General features: G+C 39.8%; 17 protein-coding genes. 6 read left to right on the top strand and 11 right to left on the bottom strand.

Annotated elements, in window-relative coordinates; translation table 11 throughout:
* The first annotated feature begins 58 nt into the window (after positions 1–58).
* Together MKY06_RS16985 and MKY06_RS16980 are read left to right on the top strand one after the other, a co-directional pair.
* Entirely contained in the window at positions 59–589 is a 531-nt protein-coding gene (locus MKY06_RS16985) for a dienelactone hydrolase family protein (RefSeq protein ID WP_236019587.1), read from the top strand.
* Positions 590–707: 118 nt separating this feature from the next.
* Positions 708–1,322 carry a GNAT family N-acetyltransferase gene (locus MKY06_RS16980; RefSeq protein WP_098526432.1) on the top strand — a complete coding sequence of 205 codons (615 nt, stop codon included), beginning with the start codon at positions 708–710 and terminating at the stop codon, positions 1,320–1,322.
* A gap of 48 nt (positions 1,323–1,370) precedes the next feature.
* Here MKY06_RS16980 and MKY06_RS16975 read toward each other — a convergent pair whose 3' ends face one another.
* The 4 genes from MKY06_RS16975 to MKY06_RS16960 all read right to left on the bottom strand — a co-directional run bounded on the left by MKY06_RS16975 (position 1,371) and on the right by MKY06_RS16960 (position 5,855).
* Positions 1,371–3,314 (bottom strand): FtsX-like permease family protein, encoded by a 1,944-nt coding sequence (locus MKY06_RS16975; RefSeq protein ID WP_098476104.1) that lies wholly within the window; start codon positions 3,312–3,314, stop codon positions 1,371–1,373.
* Positions 3,304–4,065: an ABC transporter ATP-binding protein gene (locus MKY06_RS16970; RefSeq protein WP_029323043.1), complete on the bottom strand. Its 762-nt coding sequence runs from the start codon at positions 4,063–4,065 to the stop codon at positions 3,304–3,306. The genes MKY06_RS16975 and MKY06_RS16970 overlap by 11 nt, the downstream gene beginning before the upstream one ends.
* Before the next feature lie 100 nt (positions 4,066–4,165).
* Positions 4,166–5,170: a sensor histidine kinase gene (locus MKY06_RS16965; RefSeq protein ID WP_098476103.1), complete on the bottom strand. Its 1,005-nt coding sequence runs from the start codon at positions 5,168–5,170 to the stop codon at positions 4,166–4,168.
* Complete coding sequence (locus MKY06_RS16960; protein ID WP_029323039.1) at positions 5,163–5,855, bottom strand: response regulator transcription factor; 693 nt, start codon at positions 5,853–5,855, stop codon at positions 5,163–5,165. Before MKY06_RS16960 ends, MKY06_RS16965 begins: the two co-directional genes overlap by 8 nt.
* Before the next feature lie 170 nt (positions 5,856–6,025).
* Between MKY06_RS16960 and MKY06_RS16955 the strand changes: the two genes are divergently transcribed.
* The gene (locus MKY06_RS16955; protein ID WP_340960987.1) at positions 6,026–6,940 is read left to right on the top strand and encodes an NAD(P)-dependent alcohol dehydrogenase; all 915 of its coding nucleotides are present in this window, start codon (positions 6,026–6,028) and stop codon (positions 6,938–6,940) included.
* A 46-nt stretch (positions 6,941–6,986) separates the two neighbouring features.
* Here MKY06_RS16955 and MKY06_RS16950 read toward each other — a convergent pair whose 3' ends face one another.
* Together MKY06_RS16950 and sfnG are read right to left on the bottom strand one after the other, a co-directional pair.
* The gene (locus MKY06_RS16950; protein WP_063672122.1) at positions 6,987–8,207 is read right to left on the bottom strand and encodes an acyl-CoA dehydrogenase family protein; all 1,221 of its coding nucleotides are present in this window, start codon (positions 8,205–8,207) and stop codon (positions 6,987–6,989) included.
* Positions 8,208–8,249: 42 nt separating this feature from the next.
* On the bottom strand, positions 8,250–9,323 hold the full coding sequence (gene sfnG, locus MKY06_RS16945; protein WP_013058023.1) for a dimethylsulfone monooxygenase SfnG: 1,074 nt from the start codon (positions 9,321–9,323) through the stop codon (positions 8,250–8,252).
* 446 nt (positions 9,324–9,769) lie between these two features.
* Here sfnG and MKY06_RS16940 point away from each other — a divergent pair, with 446 nt between their 5' ends.
* Together MKY06_RS16940 and MKY06_RS16935 are read left to right on the top strand one after the other, a co-directional pair.
* Positions 9,770–11,122 carry an LLM class flavin-dependent oxidoreductase gene (locus MKY06_RS16940; RefSeq protein WP_289916170.1) on the top strand — a complete coding sequence of 451 codons (1,353 nt, stop codon included), beginning with the start codon at positions 9,770–9,772 and terminating at the stop codon, positions 11,120–11,122.
* The gene (locus tag MKY06_RS16935) at positions 11,100–12,284 is read left to right on the top strand and encodes a M20 family metallopeptidase (protein ID WP_013058021.1); all 1,185 of its coding nucleotides are present in this window, start codon (positions 11,100–11,102) and stop codon (positions 12,282–12,284) included. The genes MKY06_RS16940 and MKY06_RS16935 overlap by 23 nt, the downstream gene beginning before the upstream one ends.
* A 181-nt stretch (positions 12,285–12,465) precedes the next feature.
* Here MKY06_RS16935 and MKY06_RS16930 read toward each other — a convergent pair whose 3' ends face one another.
* On the bottom strand, positions 12,466–12,939 hold the full coding sequence (locus MKY06_RS16930; protein ID WP_223268997.1) for a hypothetical protein: 474 nt from the start codon (positions 12,937–12,939) through the stop codon (positions 12,466–12,468).
* A 95-nt stretch (positions 12,940–13,034) separates the two neighbouring features.
* On the opposite strand from MKY06_RS16930, the gene MKY06_RS16925 reads away from it, so the two are divergent.
* Complete coding sequence (locus MKY06_RS16925; protein WP_013058019.1) at positions 13,035–13,577, top strand: GNAT family N-acetyltransferase; 543 nt, start codon at positions 13,035–13,037, stop codon at positions 13,575–13,577.
* A 105-nt stretch (positions 13,578–13,682) separates the two neighbouring features.
* On the opposite strand, the gene MKY06_RS16920 is transcribed toward MKY06_RS16925, so the two are convergent.
* From MKY06_RS16920 to MKY06_RS16905, 4 genes are all read right to left on the bottom strand, one after another.
* Positions 13,683–15,113, bottom strand: coding sequence for an MFS transporter (locus MKY06_RS16920; protein ID WP_013058018.1), 1,431 nt, complete (start codon positions 15,111–15,113; stop codon positions 13,683–13,685).
* A 31-nt stretch (positions 15,114–15,144) separates the two neighbouring features.
* Entirely contained in the window at positions 15,145–16,080 is a 936-nt protein-coding gene (locus tag MKY06_RS16915; RefSeq protein WP_013058017.1) for a TauD/TfdA dioxygenase family protein, read from the bottom strand.
* 13 nt (positions 16,081–16,093) lie between these two features.
* Positions 16,094–16,906: an ABC transporter ATP-binding protein gene (locus tag MKY06_RS16910; protein WP_098277689.1), complete on the bottom strand. Its 813-nt coding sequence runs from the start codon at positions 16,904–16,906 to the stop codon at positions 16,094–16,096.
* 63 nt (positions 16,907–16,969) lie between these two features.
* On the bottom strand, positions 16,970–17,971 hold the full coding sequence (locus tag MKY06_RS16905; protein ID WP_098277688.1) for a taurine ABC transporter substrate-binding protein: 1,002 nt from the start codon (positions 17,969–17,971) through the stop codon (positions 16,970–16,972).
* Positions 17,972–17,975 lie beyond the last annotated feature (4 nt).

The following is a 17,975-nucleotide window of genomic DNA, read 5'->3' as shown; positions in this document are numbered from 1 at the left end:
GGAAAAATCAAATAAAGCAATTTTATTGATTCATGAAATATACGGTGTGAACAATCATATGAAGTTTATGAAAGAGAAATTGTCTAAGTTAGAGGCAGATATTATCTGTCCTAACTTATTATCTACAGACGTTCCTTATAGTTATGAAGAAGAAGGAATGGCTTATCAAAACTTTGTTCAAAACATTGGTATTGATGAGGGTTCAAGACAAATTACTAACATGGTAATTCAACTAAAACAAGAATATGAAGAAGTAGGAGTTATAGGCTTCAGTGTAGGAGCCACAATATCATGGCTATGCAGTGAAAACAATTTGTGTGACTTTGTGATTGGCTGTTATGGATCGCGCATTAGAGATTATATAAATAGAAGTCCTGTGTGTCCAACTCTTCTTATTTTTCCTGCTGAAGAGCAAACATTTGATGTAGACTCTCTAATAAACTCATTAGAGCAAAAAAGAGAGCCGCTTTTGAAAATCAAAAAGTTTTATGGATTTCATGGGTTTATGAATCCTTTTTCACAAACCTTTAATAAAGAATCAGCAGACCAAGCCTTCCAAACAATAAGTGATTTTCTCAAAAAAACTTAGCTGATCACTAGCTATATATGCTGAAAGTGATACCTTACAATAAGCAGGAACTGACCCTTTTTCAGTACGTATACATGTATTAACATTTTCTTTAGACGTATCGAAAAGGAGCGAGGTTATGCTAAAGTCAGTTGAACTTGTAGGAACAGCAGTAAAGCTAGTACCGCTTGAAAAAATGCATGAGCAAGGACTCTATGAAGCTGCAAAACCGAAAGAGATTTGGGAGCATCTCCCCGTAAAAGTTCATAGTCTAAGTGATATGAAACAGCTGATCGAAAGTGCTTTAAAAGCAAAGCAAGAAGGAAGAGAATTTCCTTATGCTGTGTTTGACGTAGAATCAAACTCCATTGTAGGAAGCACGAGATTTTTAGATATATCACTTCCAAACAAAAGCCTAGAAATAGGGTGGACGTGGTACCATCCATCCGTGTGGCGTACCCGGGTCAATACGGAGTGTAAGTATTTATTATTAAAATACTGTTTTGAAGAGCTGAAGCTTCATAGAGTTCAATTTAAAACGGATGTGCAAAACAAACGGTCCAGAGCGGCCATTATGAGGTTAGGGGCCACTCAAGAAGGCATTATCAGAAAACACATGGTTTTACCTGAAGGATACGTCCGAGATTCGGTTATCTTCAGTATTATTGATGACGAATGGCCGGCGGTAAAAAAGCGATTAGAAGAATTTTTGCACGCAGCCAGTAAGGTAAACAAAGAGAATGTAAGTAATTAATTGCATGTAAACAAGAAAAAGCACAAGCTTAGCCTGTGCTTTTTATCTTTAAAGAGCTTCTTTAATAATTTTTTTATAGTAAAGAACAGATAAAATACCAAAAATAGAGTAGAGTGCAGTATAGACAATCATGACAATAATCATTGGTGTCCAAACCTCTGTTCCAAACAAGAACCAGCCGGATTGCACGGCAAAATAACTGTGAAGCAAGCCGATGACTAATGGGATGCCGAAGTTAAAGAGCTGCTTTATTTTAATGCCTTTTAATAAATCTTTTTCTGTGAAGCCGAGCTTTCTAAGAATGGTATAGTTTGGCTTTTCATCTTCACTTTCGTCCATTTGTTTAAAATAAAGAATGCAGCCTGATGTAATTAGAAATGCCAGTCCTAAAAAAGCAACAATGAACATGATTAGGCCCATATTTTGTTTTTGACTCACTGCCATTTCTATACGCGAGTTATTTAAGCTATCATCGCTAAATTTTATCTCTCCGAAAAGCTCATTTGCTTTTGGTAAGTTATCTTCATTTGATATGTCTATTCCAGTGTAGACAGAAGATTCTTTTTGAATAGAGGGGTCCGCATCCTTTTTTAGCTCATTAAATACGTGATCGTCTACAATGGCAGCAGGCATACCGCTTGTAAAATAGGTAGATAAGATAAATTTTCGGTTTAAACCTATAAACTTTTGCGGAATGACTTTTTTCTTTCCTTTTAGCTCAATTTGTCCGGAGTCTTTAAATGCCATTGCTTGTTGAAGCATATCATTAGAGCCGGTAAATAAAGTTTCATTTTGAGCTATGGTTACACCACTAACGGATGTTTCACTGACCATCGGAAAAATCATAGCGGACGAATCCACCATCGGGCTTTCCAAATCATTTTCTAAGATGTTTTTTACGTTTGCTTTTACTTGGATGACGTCGATCTTTTTTTCCGTATATGCTATTTTCTTTCGATCCAGCGCGGCTTTAAACGAAGCAGCGTCTTTTGAATTATTGATAGCAAAATCGTTAGGTACATAGTCTCCAGCCGACTTTTCAGCAGAGTAATAGGAAATGTAGCTCAAACATAAAAAACCGATAGCAAGAGCCGATACGGTTGTAATAACCGTCAGCAATAATGCGTTTGATTTCATCCGAAACATAATAGAAGAAAGAGATAATACGTCGTTAATCGACAAATAGCCTTTTTTGCTTTTTCGCATAAGATTTAATAAAAATCGAACCGAGCCTTTATAAAACAAATAGGTTCCGAGGATAACTGAAGCTAAAATAGACACCATTGCGATTGACAAAGCATTCATGCTTGTAAAAGAACCGTCAAACAATTTAGCAGAAATATAGTAGCCGGAAGCAATAAAGATTATGCCAAGAATTCCAATAATAATTTCAAGTATACTGATTTTTTTTGTTTTGCCTTCTGTTGATGAAGTAACGCGGAATAGTGCTAAAATGGTCTGTCTTTTAATAAAAAGATAGTTCATCGTCATAATTAGCAAATAGATGACTCCAAACACAATCAGCGTTTGAATCAAGGCTTCTTCTGAAAAGTGAAGTTTGGCAATGCCTTTTGTATCGGTGATTTTAAACAAAATCATAATGACCGCTTTTGAAAACGAAAACCCAATTAAAATGCCGACAATCAGTGAGGCAAAATACAGCATAAAATTTTCAACGGTCAAAATACGGAAAATTCTTGTTTTGGTCATGCCAATTAGCTGAAATAAGCCAATTTCTTTGCTGCGTCGTTTGATGAATATCGTGTTTGCATATAATAGAAAGATAGAAACGATGGCTACAAGTAAAACAGAAGCGGCCCGAACCGCTGCGCCTCCTTTAATGGAACCTTTGGTTGCATCAAGAGCCGGATCATACTGCAGCGTTACAAAAGCAAAATATAAAGCTGCGCTGAACATCAGCGCAAAAACGTATAAATAATAGTTTTTTACATTCTTTTTGAAGTTGCGGAAAATCAGCTGATTAATGTTCATGTTGAACTCCGCCTAGCACGCCTTGAGTTTTCATAATATCGTCAAAAAAGGCTTTTTGCGTTTGATCGCCTTTGTACAGCTGCGTATAAATTTGTCCGTCTTTTATAAAAATGACTTTGCTGCAATAGCTGGCTGCCACTGGATCATGCGTTACCATCACAATACTTGCGCTTCTTTTATCATTAAGCTCGGTCAGCTTGTTTAACAAATCGCTGGCCGCTTTTGAGTCAAGTGCACCGGTTGGTTCGTCAGCAAAAATCATGCTTGGCTCATGAATAAAGGCTCTTGCAGCAGAGGTGCGCTGTTTTTGTCCACCGGAAATTTCACTTGGATATTTGTCTTTCAGCTCATAGATGCCAAGCTGTTTGGCTAGCGCGTCAAATTTTTTATGAGCTACTGCTGAAGGAGTTTTCGCAACAGAAAGAGGCAAGAGAATATTTTCTTTTACTGTAAGCGTGTCGAGTAAGTTATAGTCTTGAAAGATAAAGCCCAAATGTGTTTTTCGGAAGTTTGCTAACTGCTTTTCTTTCATTCTGCTAATTTCATTTCCTTCGATTTTGATGGTTCCTCCGTTGATTTTATCAATGGAGGAAAGCACGTTCAGAAGCGTCGTCTTGCCTGATCCTGAAGCGCCCATAATTCCTACAAATTCTCCTTTCATAATCGTAATGTCTACGCCTTTTAATACTTCTTGTCTATTAAATTTATTTCCGTAGCTTTTATGAATATTAGTTGCTTCTAATATGTTCATATGTATTCACTCCTTTAATCTGATACGTTTATTATAGAAAAAGGGCTTTAGCTTTTCCTTTGATTCACCGAACAAATAACGAAAGCATGTGACATTTTTGTCACATGCTTTTCATATCCACAAAATCATTTGATTTAGGAAAGGCAAGTGTAAACGTTGTGCCTTCATTAAGAGCAGACTGCACGCCAATGTGAATCGAAAGAGCGTGGGCAGCTTTTTTAGCCAGATATAAGCCCATGCCTGTGGCACGGCTGTCTTCATGCTGCGTAGTTGAGGTAAAACCTTTCTCAAAAATACGCGGCATATCTTGTGGAGAAATTCCCCGACCGCTATCTTTTACCTCGATATACACTTGACCATTATGCTCGTAGCTTCTAATCATCACGTCAGATTCTTCGCTGTACTTGACGGCGTTTGTTAAGAGCTGCCTCATAATAAATGCCAGCCACTTTGCGTCACACAGTACACGTTCTGCCTGTAGGTCCACATCAAACCCAATATTTTTTTGCATGCACCAAGCTTGCAGCGTTTTGATTTCAGTGAAAATAAGGGACTCTAAATCCAGATGTTCAATATACATATCATTTTCGATAAAGAAAATGCGCTTTTGATGAAGCTGTTGATCAAGTAAAAAGTGAATACGTAGCCACTCGAACGTCAAGTTTGCTTTAACTTCTCGATTTTCTAAGCGTTCAATTATTAAATGCATCGCAGTTAACGGCGTTTTAATTTCGTGAATCCAAGCTAACAGTTCATCTTTTTCCTGCGTCACGTGCAGCTGGGTTTGCACGCCATCTTTTTTCGCTTGTTCTAATTGTTGCATCAGATTTCGCTGAACAATCTTTTCAAACGGACGCAGCGGATGAGAAAAAGTGGAAGAATCAAAGAAGTCTTCTTCATCTTTTAGCTTTTGATAAAATTTCGTTTCTTTCTGATAGCGGAAGGCGCAGAAAATAAGAAAGATAATCGATGATAAAAACACGATATAGAGAATCGAAGACAGAGGAATGGATTCATCAATATACGCGATAAATAGCATAAAAAAATGGATGATAAAAAAGAAAAGGATCCAGCTTAGACGCTCGCGAATAAAGAGTTTAATCATAGCGTTCCTCTTCAATGGCTACGTAGCCTTGGCCGACTTTTGTTTCAATAAAAGTTCCCAGTCCAATTTCATCTAATTTTTTTCGCAGGCGATTGACGTTTACCGTCAGCGTGTTGTCACTGATAAACCGTTTATCTTCCCACAAACTATTAATCAGTTCATCTCGGCTTACAATCGTATTCTTTTTATGTATTAAGCATTTTAAAATAAAGATTTCATTTTTGGTTAAATCAATAGCTGTAGATTCGGTTGATACTTTATTTTTTTCGTAATCAATCGTTGCGCCTTGCCACGAAAGAAGGTTTACTTGCTCAACGCTGTAATTATACACGCGGCGGAGAAGGGCTTGTATTTTTGCTACAAGCACATCAAAATGAAACGGCTTTTGCACAAAGTCGTCTGCTCCAAACTGCATAGACATTACCATATCAGAAGGATGATCACGTGAAGATAGAAAGATGATAGGGATTTTTGAATGAGAACGAATCATTCTGCACCAGTGAAATCCGTCATACTTCGGCAGCTGAATATCCATAATAACCAAATCAGGTTTTACCTCGCTAAACTCCTGCATAACGTTACTGAAATCACGGATGCCGTAAACATCATAAGACCATTGCTCCAACCGCTCTTTCAGTTCGTTAAACAGCGTTACATCGTCTTCAATTAAAAAAAGTTTAAACAATAACACGTACCACGCTTTCTGTTTTTATACTTATTTTATAGCAATATCCTTTTATTTACCATATGTGATAGTAGATTCACCGGCGTTCTTTATAAAATGTGAAAGAATAGCTTTCGACGAGCATAGTTTATAAACATATATTGAACTCTAGCGAGAAAAGGAGAGCTGTTATGAAAGCAATGGTATGTACAAAGTATGGTAAACCAGATGTTCTTCAGCTTCAAGAAGTGGAAAAGCCTATTCCAAAAGAGAATGAAATACTGATAAAAATTTATGCCACCACGGTCACATCGGGCGACTGCAGAGTGAGGAGCTTTAATAGTCCACTGCTGTTGTGGCTTCCATTGCGAATAGTTTTGGGGTTACGGAAGCCTAGAAAATCAATACTAGGTGTAGAGCTGGCCGGAGAAGTAGAAGACGTCGGAAAGAACGTAACGCGGTTCAAAAAAGGCGACCAGCTGTTTGCAATGACAGGTATGAAGTTCGGAGGATATGCGGAATATATCTGCTTACCAGAAAAGGGGACAATAGCCGTAAAGCCAGAGAATGTAACCTATAAAGAAGCCGCCTCTATTTCTTTCGGCGGCACGACGGCTCTGCATTTTTTTAGAAAAGGAACCATTCAAACCGGGCAAAAGGTGCTTATCTACGGTGCTTCAGGTGCCGTAGGAACTGCCGCTGTACAGCTTGCTAACTATTACGGAGCTGAAGTGACAGGCGTGTGCAGTGCTAAAAATAGTGAACTAGTAAAGTCTTTAGGAGCAGACCTCGTCATCGACTACCAAAACGAAAATTTTACTGAAAAACAAGAAAGATACGATCTTATCTTTGATGCGGTTGGGAAAATCACAAAAAATCAGTGCAAGGAAGCGTTAGCCTTAAATGGACGCTTTGTTTCGGTCGAAGGGCAAGGAATTGCCAAAGTGCAGACGAAAGATTTATTACTTCTTAAAAAACTGATGGAAGAAGGACAGATCCAATCAGTGATTGATAGATGCTACTCTTTAGAACAAGTTCCAGAAGCTCATGAGTATGTAGAAACCGGACATAAGATAGGGAGCGTAGTCGTTACGTTAAAAAAGTAAAAAAGAGAATCTCTATAAAAGATCCTCTTTTTTATGATATTAAACTTTACTCTCCGCCTTTAATCCAAAGTTCAAGAGGAAGCCCTACAAGGTTCTTTCCGATCCATTCTCTGGCAATATTATTAGAAGGGCCCATAGCAATGCCCGCTCTGGCATCTCGGAACAAACGTTCAATAGGGCCTTTTTTATAGCCGTATCCGCCGCTTACATCCAATGCAATTCGCGTTGCTTTGTTGGCTACTTCTGAAGCGTGCACTTTAAATTCAGTCAGCGGGAGAGTAAGGACACCTTGTGCTTTTTGTTCAGCTTGTAAAGTATCAAGCTGTTCTGCCAAGTCAATTTGCCATGGTTTTGTGCTTTCAATGAGGACTTTTGCTTCGGCAATCTGCTGGCGAATGACTTGATAGTCGCTAAGCTGGTTATTAAAATCGCGGTGAATCGTTCGCGTTGCATGGTTAACCGCAAGCTCTAGCGCATGTTCCGCTACTCCAAGCCAAGCAGAACCAAGGCCAATTAAATAAATAGGGGAAACGCCGTTTAAGACGATTTCTTTCCCTGTTTCTTCACTGCCTAGAAGATCTTCTTTTGGCACGTGTACATTTTTATAAGAAATCGGACCGCTGTGATTACCGCGAACGCCCAGCGCTTCCCATGGACTTGCGGTGATGCCGTCTGATTTTCCATCTACAATAAAGAAGCTAATATCCGTTGCTTCTTGTGCTTCAGGGCTGCGTGTTTGAACGATATAAAAATCAGCTTGCCCGGCGCTCGTAGTAAATGATTTGTCAGCATTAACTACATAATCTTCGTCATTTCGCTGCGCTTGACTGAAGTTGTACCACCAGTGTCCTCCTGAGGCTTTTTCACTTGTAGAGTACGTACCAATCAGCCCTTGGTCAATTGGTTGTAACCAGCGTTTCTTTTGATCGTCATTTCCGTACAGCGTAATAGTTTGAATCGCTCCGACATGCATCACGTAAACTAAAGCAGTAGAAGCACAGGCTTTTGCAATTTCTTCAGCTACAATCGCAAAAGCCACGTGATCAAGTTCTAAGCCACTGTATGCTTTTGGTACAAGAATATTTCCCCAGCCTGCTTTAATAAGCGCTTCTAAATTTTCTCGTGGAAAAACGCCTTCTTCATCTGTAAGGGCTGCATTAGGCCGGATCACTTCATCTACAAGAGAAGCGATTTTCTCGCGGATGGACGCGTAATAAGCGCGCGTTGATTGATTATATACAGGACGTGCAGAAATTTCGACTGACATAACATACCTCCAAAAATTTTAATGTTTGTTACGATAAACTATTTACAATGCGCCCGCTTTTTCTTTTAGTTCCTGTTCTTTTTGTCTTACGAGCGGAATGATGGTTTCGCCAAACGTTTTGATTTCTTCTTCATAATGTAAAAAGCCTGTCAAAATAATGTCCACGCCGATTTTTTTTAGTTCGATAATTTGATTGGCGACTTGTTCGGCTGTTCCGATAAGGCCAGTTCGAAAGCCATCATTGTACTGAACTAAGTTTTCAAATGAAGAGTTTGCCCACATGCCTTCACCTTGAGGAGAAGCTTTGCCCGCGAATTTCACTTGACTTTCAAACCCTTCAACGGCTTCTTTATCCGCTTGTAGAACAATTTCTTTTAGCACTTGTTTTGCTTTTTCTTCTGTTTCACGGACAATGACAAACCCGTTCACGCCGAATTGAATATCACGGCCGTTTGCGTTTGCTTTTACATCTTCAATTTGGTTTTTTAAGTTTTCAATCGAGTTGCCGTTCATGAAATAAACGTCTGATACTCGGCCTGCCATTTCACGGGCGGCTTTAGAGTTTCCTCCTTGAAATACTTTTGGCGGCTGAAGAGGCTTTGGTTTTAGCGGTGCGTCATTTAAACGGTAAAAGTCTCCTTTGAACGTAGTCGTTTCGTTTTTCCATAGTTCTCGAAGCACGTTAATAAATTCTTCAGAACGGCGGTAGCGCTCGTCATGATCTAGCCATGGTTCGCCGTAGCCGTTAAATTCGCCTTTAAACCAGCCGCTTACAACGTTCACAGAGACGCGTCCGCTGCTGATATGATCAATAGTCGAAATGATTTTAGCAAATACGCCGGGATGCCATAGCCCCGGAAGAACCGCTGTAATAATGTTGATTTTTTTAGTAGTGGCGGCCAGTGCAGAAGCGAGAGTCGCAGCTTCTAGTTGATTTTCAGCTCCATAGCTTGCAAAAAATCTAGTTTGCAAGAGAACATAATCAAAGCCCACCTGCTCGGCAATTTGCGCATACCGGCTGTTTGCTTCAAATGACCACTCTGTTTTTTGAGGAATGTTGGAAATGACAAGGCCTCCGCTTACGTTCGGGGCCCAATAAGCAAATTGCAAACTCATATGTAACGCCTCCTTAGTTAAGTAGTGAAAATAAATGAGCTGGGTAAAACATTCATCTCCTTAAATGCCAAAGGCTCTTATCTCGCTTCAAGTTGAAGAGAAGATAAGAGCCTTCAGTAGCCTGACAGGCGGTACGGATGCTGAATGTACATATAGTTATATCACCGGTTATTCCGATAGTCAAAGTGAGTTTTAAGAAATTTAAAAAGAATGAAATCGTAATTAAGTTTAACTAAAGAAGGAAGAGATCATCTATTTTAACCAAAAACAAACTTGACTTATAGGGATAGTGAGTATACTATTCAAATATGTTAAACAAATGAGAAATAAACATCTATTTTTTCTAAATAAATAGCCGTTTAAAAACGATCGACCAGACGACTGGAGATGCTTTGAACAATCAAAGCATCTCTTTTTTATTTGTCGTAAAAAGGAGGAAGTATACGTTGAGTAAAAAAAGAAAGCTAATGCTAGGAGCAAATATTAAAGGACTTGGAAATACGACGGATGGATGGAGACATCCGGACGTAGAGCCTGATGCGAGCATTAATATTGAGTTTTACAAGAGGCAAGCGCGTATATTGGAAAAAGGACTGTTCAGCTTTGTCTTTATTGCGGATGGGTTAGCAATATCAGAAAAGTCCATTCCTCACTTTTTAAATCGTTTTGAGCCCATTACGCTGCTGTCAGCTATTGCTGCTTCTACAAATCACATCGGTTTAGTTGGGACGGTTTCAACAAGTTTCAGTGAGCCTTTTACCATCGCTCGTCAGCTGATATCTCTTGATCATATCAGCGGCGGGCGAGCGGGATGGAACTTAGTCACTTCTCCGCAAGAAGGGGCAGCGCGCAATCACAGCAGAGGATATCTTCCTCTTCACAGCGAACGATACGAAATAGCAAAAGAGCATCTCGACGTAGTAAAAGGGCTGTGGGATTCGTGGGAAGATGATGCTTTTACCTATCAAAAAGAAACCGGTCAGTTTTTTGATCCAAAGAAAATGCATACTCTTGGATTTAAAGGCAAGCACTTTCAAGTTCAAGGGCCGTTAAATATTGCTCGTTCAAAGCAGGGACATCCGGTTGTGTTTCAAGCGGGTTCATCAGAAAGAGGAAGAGGATTTGGCGCAGAAAATGCGGATGCGATTTACACCAATGCACATACACTAGAAGAAGCGCAGGCATTCTATCAAGATATGAAAAATAGAGCAAGAGATCACGGCAGAACCCCTGAAGAACTTCTCATTTTTCCAAGTATTGATTTAATTATAGGAGATAGCGAGGAAGATGTAGAAAGAAGATATCAAGAGCTTGCCGCGTTAATTCCAATTGATCACGCCATTACATATTTAGCTCGTTTTTTTGATGACTACGACTTTCATCAATTCGACGTAGACGCACCGTTTCCAGAGCTGGGAGATATCGGAGCAAATGCCTTTCAAAGCACTACAAATAAAATTAAACAAGCGGCAGCTGCTAGGAAGTTAACGTTAAGACAAGTGGCACTTGAAACGGTTTTACCGCGTTCGCCGTTTTCAGGAACACCTGAGCACGTAGCGAATGAAATGCAAAAATGGCATGAGCAGGAAGCAGCGGATGGATTTGTGCTTCGCCCGTTTATGAGCGATACGTTTCATCAGTTTGTGGAAAAAGTGGTGCCTATTTTACAAGAGCGTGGGCTTTACGATACTTCTTATAAAAGCGATACGCTGCGCGGAAATTTGAACCTTTCCGTTCCAGCCAATCGATATAGTCAAACAAAGGAGGAGTATGTGTATGACAGTCAAATTAATCAGTGAATACAGCGTCACAGAAAGCTTAAAAAAGCAGGTAATTGAGTGGAGAAGACATTTTCATCGCTATCCTGAATTATCGTTTCAAGAACACCGAACGTCTCAGTTTGTTGAAGATACGCTTCGTTCGTTTGGAAGCTTTATCATTACTCGTCCTACCCCAACAAGCGTGGTGGCTAGATTAATAGGAAAAGAAGAGGGAAAAGTGGTTGCGATCCGGGCGGATATGGACGCGCTGCCGATTGAAGAAGAAAACACGTTTGCATTTGCCTCGGTTCATAAAGGCGTGATGCATGCATGCGGACATGACGGTCATACGGCTATTTTATTAGGAGTAGCTTCTGTTCTTTCTCAGTTAGGAGATGAATTTAAAGGAGAAATCCGCTTGATTTTTCAACACGCAGAAGAGCTGCTGCCAGGAGGGGCACAGGAGCTTGTTAAAGAAGGCGCGATGGAAGGTGTGGATTACGTAATTGGCACGCATTTGAATTCTGGTCTTCCCATCGGAGAAATCGGCGTGCTTGCAGGTCCTATGATGGCTTCGCCTGACACGTTTAATATATCGATTAAAGGAAAAGGAGGACACGCCGCAGCGCCTCACGAAGCAGTTGATGCTATTGTTGTAGGAGCGCAAATTGTGACGAACCTTCAAACGATTGTTTCAAGAACGACCAATCCAATTGATAAATTAGTCGTATCGGTTACACAATTTCACGGAGGAACTACGCACAATGTACTTCCTGATAAAGTGGAGCTTAACGGTACCGTTCGCAGCTTTGACGCAGCTCTGCGAGAAAAAGTTCCGGCACAAATTGATCGAATTGTAAAAGGACTAACAGAAGCCTACGGTGCAGAGTACACGTTTACGTATGAAAAAGGGTATCATCCCGTCATTAATTCTGAAGAAATTACAAGGTTAATTGAAGAAACAGCTATCGAAGAATATGGAGAAGAACGTGTAAAGACGCTGTCTCCTAAAATGGGAGGAGAAGATTTTTCAGCTTATCTGCAGGAAACGGAAGGAGCATTTTTTAACATCGGAGCACGAAATGAAGAACAGGGCATCGTATACCCTCATCATCATCCGAAGTTTACGGTAGATGAAGACTCGCTTGAAATTGGAGTAAAGATGTTTTTGCGCATAACAGAAAAGCTATTGGCTCGTTAAAAAAAGAACAAGAACCAAATAGGTTCTTGTTCTTTTTTATGTATTCTTATTTCGTATCCTTATAATTCGTCGCAAATCCTGCTGCAATTAAACCAATCAAACCCAGCACTCCTACAATAACGGTTATGACCATTACGTGCACCTCAGTCGCCCTTAATAATACGCTTTCATTTGTTTAATTTTACCATGAGTCTTCATATGAAAGAAGCTTTTCTTTTAAAGACTCTAGCTTTTTAAATTTTTGATCATAGCTTTGCCGTTTTAACATGTCGTTGGTTATTATCAGCGCATCTTCTTTACGCCCTGCATACAAGTAGGCTTCAATGACTTCGTCGAATCCTTCTGAGTAAGGGAATTCTTCATATTTTGCTAGTTTAAATGAGGCGTCGTAGTGTTTCGTTGCTTTTTCGTATTGCTTTAGTTTTAAAAGCATACGCCCATTTGCTAAATGTAAATCTGCTCGTTCTAAATTGGTAAGGGTATGGAGTTCAATCCCTTGGTTGCGTATATCAAGGGCATCTTCATAGCGCTTTTTTTCTTCTAGCTCAAACGCTTTCTCATAAAAATGGTCAAACTTCGTTAGGGGTCTTCTTGATTTATAGAACTTGTAAATGCCGTATAGGATCAAAAGCAGTAACCAGAGCAATTTGTTCAACTCTCTTTCATCTCTGTATGTATAATATTTATATTAAAGGAAATTAAATTCAGTTGATAGATTTATTGAAATAAAGACGTTTGAGGGGGAATACGATGGTCATCAACCAGCGAATCTATAATGTAAAAGGACTTCAGTACATCATTCGCTCAGCTGCCACTAGCGATGCAGATGAATTGTCTCACCTAAGAGTTCAGCTAGACGGAGAAACGGAAAACTTAGATCGTGAACCAGGAGAAGGGTATATGAATAAAGGGGACTTTGAAGAGCTTATTAGTCGTGACACGGAAAGTAAACGAAACTTATTTTTAGTAGCGGTTGTACATAATGAAATTGTCGGATTTTCAAGGTGCGAAGGTAATGAGTTGAAACGATTTGCCCACAAAGTAGAGTTTGGCGTGTGCATCGCACAAGAACGTTGGGGATACGGAATTGGCAAAGAGCTTTTACAGCAGTCTATATTATGGGCAGATAGCGCGGGCATGAAGAAAATGACGCTGAATGTGCTAGAGACCAACAAAAAAGCGATTGATTTATATACAAAGTTCGGGTTTGAAATAGAAGGGGTATTAAAAAATGACAAGCTGCTGTCAGACGGCAAGTTCTATGATACGGTTGTGATGGGGCGCTTTGTATAGCTTTTTTTGCGTCCTTATTCTATCGATATTTAAAGAAAAAAACACCTTCAAGCATACTGCACTTGAAGGTGTTTTGCGTGTTTTCCGTTTTTACTAGAATGATGGTTAATGATAGACCTCGCTTTTTTTACTAAAGCTTTTATTGCTTTCAAATCCTTGTTCTTCTTCTTTTTCGACATCTGTGCCAATAGGCTCCCACTTAATAAGAATCGTCGCGATCAATCCAATAACGGGAACGATTGTAAGGACGAGAAACGTCGTATAGATCCCGCCAATTGAAAGGACAACCGGAAATAAGTAAAAACCTAAAATACTGCCGATACGCGTTGTTCCTTGCCCCCATCCAGAGCCCAGTCCTCTCAGTTCAGTCGGGTAAGAAAGAGTGGCCATTGTCATTCCTTGCGCTCCGGGGCCAAAAGATTGACCAAAAATAAATAAAGCAATAAATAAAATCGGCAGCGCAATAAAATGTGTATCGCCTGTGAGCCCCATCAGGACTAAGCTTAAAGAGCAAATGGTATACCCTGTAATGGCAAGTTTTCTTATGCCGACTTGTTCAGTTAGCCTTGATTGTGTAAAGCCGCCAATAATACCAAATAAATTAAAGAAAAGAGTACCGATAATTGCATAAATCATTCCTTTGCCAAAAATAAGCGTGGAAATGGTTGGGATATAGAAGCCAACGGCAAAGTACTGCATACTTTGAGTAGCCGTAATGATGGAAGCTAGAAATGTCCGAGCCCGATACTTTCCTTGGAAAATAGCTTTGTAAGACAGTTTTTTTGAACGAGATAATGGTTCTTCTTTTGCATTTTTAGCCACCGTGACTTGTATGTCATAGGTTTTCTCTAATACCTTGACAGCTTCTTTAAGGGGAAGGTGATGAGCGGCCCACATCGGGCTTTCATCCATGTAGCGGTAGCGCAAAATTAGCACGATTAGTGCAGCAACAGCTCCAAATCCTACTGACCAGCGCCAAATATCCTCATGCTGCCCGAGCAGATAAAAAGGCAGAACAACAAGTCCAGTAACAGTTGCGGCCACGTACCACAGGGGACACCACAAGTTCACGTATTGACCTTTTTTCTTTAAATTGCTGAACTCCGCAATAAAGCTGAGCGCTACCGGAACATCTAGCCCTACACCTACACCCATTAAAAACCGAAAGATAAATAACCAAACTAGATCAGTCGCTAAAGCAGCGCCAAGAGCTGCGAACACCATAAAAAATAAATCAATTAAAAACATTTTGTTGCGGCCGAATTTGTCGGTGTAATATCCTCCTACAGTAGCCCCTAACAAAGCGCCAAAGGCCATAATAGCGGTGAGGCTTCCAAGACCCGCAGGAGAAAGGTTAAATTGTTCCTTTAATTGATCAGCTCCAATTCCGAGACTGGTAAAGTCATAGGCGTCGACAAAAATGCCGCCTAAAGCTACCAAAATGATTTTCCAGCTTTTAGACGTAACTGGATTTGAATTAACAAAGTTGATAATGTCTTGACGCGATTGAATTACGTGTGTGTTGCTGCTTCCCATTTCTTAACCTCCAATCTGCATGTAACGAATGTTAAAAAGGACGATCGCCAATAATAGCCGCGCGCTCAGCTTTTCGGATATGAGGATAATAGTCCGATACAGCATAATGCTGTGTTGCACGGTTATCCCAAAAGGCAATTGAATTTACTTCCCAACGAAACCGTACTTGGTATTCTGGAACATGAGCTTGCCTAAACAAAGATTGAAGTAACTGTTCGCCTTCAGAATGTTCTAAACCTACAACATGAGTAGTAAAGGATGAATTGACAAAAAGCGTTTTACGACCTGTTTCAGGGTGAGTACGTACAATAGGATGTTCAACCGCTGGAAACTCTCGTTGAAAAGCCTTCAGTTCATCTGGTTGTAATAAATGAGCAAAAGAAGGAGTGAAGTCATGAATAGCCTTCAAATGTTCAATTTGTTTTTTTATGGACTCAGGCAAGTTGTCATATGCTGCAGCCATATCTGCCCAAAGCGTATCGCCGCCCACAGGAGGCACTTCAATTAATCGAAGTACTGAAGCTTTAGCAGGGCTTTCGCGGAATGTGACGTCTGCATGCCAAACATTTTCAGATCCTCCTTGTTTCTGATTTCTAGAGAATTGTACAATTTCTTTCGCTTGCTCTTGTGAAGCAGGTTTGTAAAAAGGGTGTACTTCAAGATCTCCCCATAGCTTTGCAAAAGCAAGATGTTGTTCGCTTGTAATTTCTTGATTGCGAAAAAAAAGCACTTTCCATTCTAAAAAAGCCCGATTTAATTCTTCTTGCACTTCTTTTGCAAGAGGCTTGGATAAATCTAGACCTTCGATTTCAGCACCGATAATCGGTGTGAGGGGCTTGATGGAAAAGAAAGTATAAGGCTTTTCTTCAACACCATCTGGCAACCGTTTTAACAAACGAGGACCTTCTTTTACCTCGCGGTTAAGAAACTGAAGTGGCCTTGGGTAGCTAGAAAGATTATTAGACACTGTGTTCATCTCCTTATGCTTGTTCTCTTATCTTTGAAATGAAAAACTGTCGCAGTTCCATGAACTTTTCGTGATATTGAAAAGTTCCTTCTTCGTAACGTCCCGACTGTAATGGATTTTGCGTATCTAAGACGACTCTTCCGGGCTTTGGGTGCATCACAATGATTCGAGTTGCGAGTTTAAGAGCTTCTTCTACATCATGAGTAATAAAAAAGATGCACTTTTTTGTTTGGTTCCAAATGGTTAATAAATGTTGCTGCATCGCTTCCCGCGTTAGCGCATCAAGAGCACTAAAAGGCTCATCCATTAAAATAACTTTAGGGTCTGTCGCGAGTGTTCGAGCAATGGCTGCTCGCTGCTTCATTCCTCCTGACAACTGATGGGGAAGTTTTTTAGAAGCAGACGTTAGATCAACCAGCTGCAGGTAATTTGCAACAAGCTGTTTACGTTCTTCTTTGGTGACTTTTTGCATCTTCAATCCAAATTCAATGTTTTTTTCAATAGTCAGCCAGGGAAATAGATTAGGATGCTGAAAAACAACGCCAACGTCTGGATTAGGCTTGGTCTGTTCATCTCCATGAATCATGACTGTACCTGTTGTAGGATGTTGGAAGCCTGCTAGAATATTTAAAAGTGAAGATTTGCCACATCCAGATGGCCCTAATACACAAACAAGCTCATGCTCATATAAAGAAAGATTAATATTTTGTAGTATGAGATGCTCACGTTTTGTTTGAGCATAAGCGAAATCAACGCTTTTTACATCGACGACTTTAGGCTTATGGACACGTTTAGGTCTTTCTTCAACAGCAACACTAGTTTTCAAATGTATCACTCCTTTTGACCGAGAAAGTATCCCTCGACTGACCGCAAGAGATACTTCCCGCTACTATTTAGAAAAATTATTTAGCAGTGCTTGTTGATACGTTTTTAAATCGGGAGAAGAAGGAATATCTTTTTGAGCTTCTAGAAAATCTCCTGTATCTTTTAACACATGCGCCAACTTACCATTAGATTGAAAGTATGCTTTTTGATCTGATTTATTTAGCCAGGTTAGCTGCTGCATCGTTTTTAAGCTTTGTTTTGGTGTTAAGTTCAATTCTTTAGCCAATAGTTCTGCTGATTTTTCTGGATTTTTGTGATAATAGTTAACGGATTCATTTAAGATCGAAATATATCCTTTCACAATATTCGGATATTTTTTAGCGAAATCCTCATGAACAATTCCAAATTCTCCTGTAATGCTTCCTTGCTTGGCTACTTCTTTGGATGAAATCAACACGTTTCCGTCAGCATGAATTAAATTTGTTTGCAGAGGCTGCCATACATACGCACCGTCAATATCACCGCGATTCCAAGCGGCTAAAATATCGGGAGACTGCATGTCTAATAGTGTGATATTTTCTTTTTTAAGATCAATGTTTTTGTTTTTTAACGCACTTAGTAAGCTGTAGTGGGCCGTTGAACTAAAAGTAGTGGCAATTTTTTTTCCTTTTAAATCCTCTAAAGATTTTATGTCCGCACCTTTTTTTACTATTAAGGCTTCACTTTCGCCGATAATATCATGTAAATAATACACTTTGTAAGGAAGTTTATTAGCCACTCCTATTGCGCCGGGCGGTGTTCCAACGAGCCCAAAATCAATGCTTCCTCCCGCAATGGCATTGTTGATATCTCGGCCTGACTCAAATTTAATCCATTTAATTTGAGTTTCTGGATATTTCTTTTCTAATGAGCCACGGGCTTTTGCTAACAATTCTCCATTAGGTGAAGCTTGATAGCCTAAACGTATTTCTTTCGGTACATCATTTTCAGAACCAGATGTAGTGCTCGAACAGCCGGAAACGACTAATATAAAGCATAGCAATAAACCAAGTATTCCTTTTTTCATCGAT

This window comes from Priestia sp. FSL P4-0332, from assembly GCF_038005845.1.
Classification (GTDB): Bacteria; Bacillota; Bacilli; order Bacillales; family Bacillaceae_H; genus Priestia.
Note: the sequence above shows the minus strand (reverse complement) of the source record. Positions and strands in the feature narration are given on the sequence as shown.

What these genes read in the sequence shown, in the direction of transcription:
- MKY06_RS16935 (WP_013058021.1), top strand. Translation starts at nt 11,100, where the DNA reads ATGACAGTCAAATTAATCAGTGAATACAGCGTCACAGAAAGCTTAAAA.
- MKY06_RS16980 (WP_098526432.1), top strand. Translation starts at nt 708, where the DNA reads ATGCTAAAGTCAGTTGAACTTGTAGGAACAGCAGTAAAGCTAGTACCG.
- MKY06_RS16970 (WP_029323043.1), bottom strand. Translation starts at nt 4,065, where the DNA reads ATGAACATATTAGAAGCAACTAATATTCATAAAAGCTACGGAAATAAA.
- MKY06_RS16985 (WP_236019587.1), top strand. Translation starts at nt 59, where the DNA reads ATGAAGTTTATGAAAGAGAAATTGTCTAAGTTAGAGGCAGATATTATC.
- MKY06_RS16965 (WP_098476103.1), bottom strand. Translation starts at nt 5,170, where the DNA reads ATGATTAAACTCTTTATTCGCGAGCGTCTAAGCTGGATCCTTTTCTTT.
- sfnG (WP_013058023.1), bottom strand. Translation starts at nt 9,323, where the DNA reads ATGAGTTTGCAATTTGCTTATTGGGCCCCGAACGTAAGCGGAGGCCTT.
- MKY06_RS16905 (WP_098277688.1), bottom strand. Translation starts at nt 17,971, where the DNA reads ATGAAAAAAGGAATACTTGGTTTATTGCTATGCTTTATATTAGTCGTT.
- MKY06_RS16975 (WP_098476104.1), bottom strand. Translation starts at nt 3,314, where the DNA reads ATGAACATTAATCAGCTGATTTTCCGCAACTTCAAAAAGAATGTAAAA.
- MKY06_RS16925 (WP_013058019.1), top strand. Translation starts at nt 13,035, where the DNA reads ATGGTCATCAACCAGCGAATCTATAATGTAAAAGGACTTCAGTACATC.
- MKY06_RS16920 (WP_013058018.1), bottom strand. Translation starts at nt 15,113, where the DNA reads ATGGGAAGCAGCAACACACACGTAATTCAATCGCGTCAAGACATTATC.
- MKY06_RS16950 (WP_063672122.1), bottom strand. Translation starts at nt 8,207, where the DNA reads ATGTCAGTCGAAATTTCTGCACGTCCTGTATATAATCAATCAACGCGC.
- MKY06_RS16955 (WP_340960987.1), top strand. Translation starts at nt 6,026, where the DNA reads ATGAAAGCAATGGTATGTACAAAGTATGGTAAACCAGATGTTCTTCAG.